2 rRNA genes are annotated in these 2701 nt (G+C 52.9%); both read right to left on the reverse strand.

Features of this window, described 5'->3' with window-relative positions:
* A 5S ribosomal RNA gene (gene rrf, locus BGK46_RS07000) occupies nt 1-79 on the reverse strand; the annotation flags it as partial.
* 86 nt (nt 80-165) lie between these two features.
* Nucleotides 166-2701 (reverse strand): 23S ribosomal RNA (locus tag BGK46_RS07005); the annotation flags it as partial.

Consider the following 2701-nt stretch of genomic DNA (forward strand, 5'->3'; position numbering starts at 1 on the left):
CACTACCATCGGCGCTGCTTCGTTTCACTACTGAGTTCGGCATGGAATCAGGTGGGTCCAAAGCGCTATGGTCGCCAAGCAAATTCGTTAATCTAGAAAGCTGTTCGTTCTCGCCACAATCAACTGGCTTATTTTAAGTCCAACCCAAAACCTCTTGGGTGTTGTATGGTTAAGCCTCACGGGCAATTAGTACAGGTTAGCTCAACGCCTCACAGCGCTTACACACCCTGCCTATCAACGTCGTCGTCTACGACAACCCTTTAGAGAGCTCGAAGCTCTAGGGATGACTCATCTCGGGGCCAGCTTCGCGCTTAGATGCTTTCAGCGCTTATCTGTGCCGAACTTAGCTACCGGGCAATGCGTCTGGCGACACAACCCGAACACCAGCGGTTCGTCCACTCCGGTCCTCTCGTACTAGGAGCAGCTCCCCTCAATCATCCAACGCCCACGGCAGATAGGGACCGAACTGTCTCACGACGTTCTAAACCCAGCTCGCGTACCACTTTAAATGGCGAACAGCCATACCCTTGGGACCGACTTCAGCCCCAGGATGTGATGAGCCGACATCGAGGTGCCAAACACCGCCGTCGATATGAACTCTTGGGCGGTATCAGCCTGTTATCCCCGGAGTACCTTTTATCCGTTGAGCGATGGCCCTTCCATTCAGAACCACCGGATCACTATGACCTACTTTCGTACCTGCTCGAGCCGTCACTCTCGCAGTTAAGCGGGCTTATGCCATTGCACTAACCTCACGATGTCCGACCGTGATTAGCCCACCTTCGTGCTCCTCCGTTACTCTTTGGGAGGAGACCGCCCCAGTCAAACTACCCACCAGGCACTGTCCTCACCCCGGATAACGGGGCTAAGTTAGAACATCAAACATACAAGGGTGGTATTTCAAGGATGGCTCCACAGCAACTGGCGTCGCCGCTTCAAAGCCTCCCACCTATCCTACACATGTAGGCTCAATGTTCAGTGCCAAGCTGTAGTAAAGGTTCACGGGGTCTTTCCGTCTAGCCGCGGGTACACAGCATCTTCACTGCGATTTCAATTTCACTGAGTCTCGGGTGGAGACAGCGTGGCCATCATTACGCCATTCGTGCAGGTCGGAACTTACCCGACAAGGAATTTCGCTACCTTAGGACCGTTATAGTTACGGCCGCCGTTTACCGGGGCTTCGATCAATGGCTTCTCTTGCGATAACCACATCAATTAACCTTCCGGCACCGGGCAGGCGTCACACCGTATACGTCATCTTTCGATTTTGCACAGTGCTGTGTTTTTAATAAACAGTTGCAGCCACCTGGTATCTGCGACTGCCCATAGCTCCATCCGCAAGGGACTTCACCGCGGGCAGCGTACCTTCTCCCGAAGTTACGGTACCATTTTGCCTAGTTCCTTCACCCGAGTTCTCTCAAGCGCCTTGGTATTCTCTACCCGACCACCTGTGTCGGTTTGGAGTACGGTTGCTACTTACCTGAAGCTTAGAGGCTTTTCCCGGAAGCATGGCATCAATGACTTCACCACCTTGGTGGCTCGACATCGTGTCTCGGCCTTGATTTCCCGGATTTGCCTAAGAAATCAGCCTACGCACTTGAACCTGGACTACCATCGCCAGGCCCACCTAGCCTTCTCCGTCCCCCCATCGCAGTAAGCAGCAGTACGGGAATATTAACCCGTTTCCCATCGACTACGCCTTTCGGCCTCGCCTTAGGGGCCGACTTACCCTGCCCCGATTAACGTTGGACAGGAACCCTTGGTCTTCCGGCGAGGAGGTTTTTCACCCCCTTTATCGTTACTCATGTCAGCATTCGCACTTGTGATACCTCCAGCATGCCTCTCAGCACACCTTCAACGGCTTACACAACGCTCCCCTACCCAATATCCATAAGGACATTGCCGCAGCTTCGGTGTATCGCTTAGCCCCGTTACATCTTCCGCGCAGGCCGACTCGACCAGTGAGCTATTACGCTTTCTTTAAATGATGGCTGCTTCTAAGCCAACATCCTGGCTGTCTGAGCCTTCCCACATCGTTTCCCACTTAGCGATAACTTTGGGACCTTAGCTGGCGGTCTGGGTTGTTTCCCTCTCCACGACGGACGTTAGCACCCGCCGTGTGTCTCCCGGATAGTACTTACTGGTATTCGGAGTTTGCAAAGGGTTGGTAAGTCGGGATGACCCCCTAGCCTTAACAGTGCTCTACCCCCAGTAGTATTCGTCCGAGGCGCTACCTAAATAGCTTTCGGGGAGAACCAGCTATCTCCGAGTTTGATTGGCCTTTCACCCCTAGCCACAGGTCATCTCCTAACTTTTCAACGTTAGTGAGTTCGGTCCTCCAGTTGATGTTACTCAACCTTCAACCTGCCCATGGCTAGATCACTCGGTTTCGGGTCTAATGCTAGCAACTGGACGCCCAGTTAAGACTCGGTTTCCCTACGGCTCCCCTATGCGGTTAACCTTGCTACTAACATTAAGTCGCTGACCCATTATACAAAAGGTACGCGGTCACCCCACAAAGGAGGCTCCCACTGCTTGTACGTAGACGGTTTCAGGTTCTATTTCACTCCCCTCACAGGGGTTCTTTTCGCCTTTCCCTCTACGGTACTGGTTCACTATCGGTTCAGTCAGGATGTTAGCCTTGGAGGATGGTCCCCCATGTGCAGACAAAACATAACACGACTGATAAACACCAGACAAT

It is taken from the genome of Salinivibrio sp. SS2, assembly GCF_001722075.1.
Taxonomy (GTDB): Bacteria; Pseudomonadota; Gammaproteobacteria; order Enterobacterales; family Vibrionaceae; genus Salinivibrio; species Salinivibrio proteolyticus.